The following is a 1,735-nucleotide window of genomic DNA, read 5'->3' on the forward strand; positions in this document are numbered from 1 at the left end:
GACAGTGCTGCGGCGTCGTTGACCAGCGATTCTCCGGTGAGGATCGACATGAGGCGTTTGGGCAGACCGAGTTTGTGGCCGATCGCGACGGCCGTCACCGCATCGGGCGGGGCGACGATCGCACCGAGCAGCAGGGCGAGGGTAAAGGTGAATTCGGGTAACACCGTCGACGTGACCCAGCCGACCGCGAAGGCGGTGATGACCACCATCGCCACCCCGAGGCCGAGGATGGGCCGGATGTTGCGCACGAAGTTGGCGAAGGAGAACCCGAGTGCGGCCGAGTACAGCAGCGGTGGCAGCACCACCGTCAGCAGGATCTCCGATTCGAGTTCGACGTGCGGAACTCCGGGGATGAACGAGACACCCAGACCGACGAGGATGATGATGAGCGCGGGTTGCATGCCTCGTTTGTCGGCGAACGACGTGACGATGATGGCCCCGACGAGGACCAGGATCAGCAGTTCCATGCGCTGATCTTTTCAGGTCGGGGGCGGTTTGTCCGAGTTGGCGGGTCGTCCGGCCGAACGAACCTGCCGGGCGTGACCGAACTCGGGGTCTATTTGTACTTCGGGTTGTTGAACGTCGGGATCTGAATGCTGATCGGCATGCGCAGCTCCGACATGTAGAGCAGCACGAACTGGCGCAGCAATTCGTCGAACATCCAGTACGTCTCCTTGGGCACTCCCACACCCAGCAACCCTTCGCGCATCCCGACGAACGGCACCCACGCGGTTTCCAGCAGCGGACTCCAGACCGGCTCGCGGGGAATGTGGTACCAGTTGGCCATCTTGTCGCCGAGGACGTAGCGGGTCAGGGCACCGAGAACGCCGCGGGACAGCAATGTCAGGTCAAGATTGACACCCAGATTCAGCAGCTCGTTGGCGAGCCTGCGTCCCTCGGGGGTGGGCGCGAGGATCGGGTCGAGCACCTGACGTGCCTGCGATTCGGCGTGACCCCACGAGTTGGGGATGTACTCGTCGTGGACGCCGAGGAGCGAAGCGGTGACCTGCCAGGAATGCAGCAGGCCGTTACCCTCGTAGTTCTCCATCGGTACCCGCCATTTACGCAGGTTGCGCATGACGGTGGTGGGCAGGCTGTGCCAGGTGACCATGATGTCGGCCTGACTGATCGGCTTGGACTCGGGTGCCACGGCCTGCCAGTGCCCCGATTGCGGCAGCAGATGCCGGACACCGGCGTGCGCCATGCGCGTCTTGACGCAGGTGACGATCATCTCGCCGCCCGGCCGGAAGGCGTTGAGCGCACCCACGTCGTACCCGAACTTGGCGGTCTTGGAGATGCGGTCCTTGAGGTCCCAGCCGCCCTTGGAGTAATAGACGGCACGCGCCTCCCGCGGGATCACCGTGCTCATCATGCCGCTGGCAAAGCCGTAGATGACGCCGAGATAGAGGCCGCGTTTCTGGTTGAAGCGGACCGCGGCGTCGAGCCGGTCCCAGTCGGTCCATGCCGGCAGCCTGCGTGCGTGTTCGATGAAGTCGCGCAGTTCGTTCGGCAGGCCGGCAGGCAGCGGCTGAGAGTTCTTGGTCCAGCCTTTGAGCAGGTTGTTGACCCGCTGCACCTGTCCGGGGTTGCGGAACAGCCTGGCGATGACCTCGTCGGCCTCGGGATCCCACACCGTGCGCGGGTCTTTTCCGGTACCGGTCCCGGGTATCGAGTAGGCGGGCGACCACGTCCATGGCGTCGCCGGGGCCACCAGCGACGCCGCCCCCGCGGCGCC

At 65.0% G+C, this 1,735-nt stretch carries 2 protein-coding genes; both read right to left on the reverse strand.

Features of this window, described 5'->3' with window-relative positions:
- The coding region (locus tag KDB67_RS07330) for a cation:proton antiporter (RefSeq protein WP_291014240.1) at positions 1 to 467 on the reverse strand (467 nt) is incomplete at its 3' end.
- An 89-nt stretch (positions 468 to 556) separates the two neighbouring features.
- Positions 557 to 1,735, reverse strand: a 1,179-nt coding sequence (locus KDB67_RS07335) for an oxygenase MpaB family protein (RefSeq protein WP_291014243.1), incomplete at its 5' end; no start/stop codon positions are given.

This window comes from Gordonia sp. (in: high G+C Gram-positive bacteria) (assembly GCF_020438995.1).
Classification (GTDB): Bacteria; Actinomycetota; Actinomycetes; order Mycobacteriales; family Mycobacteriaceae; genus Gordonia.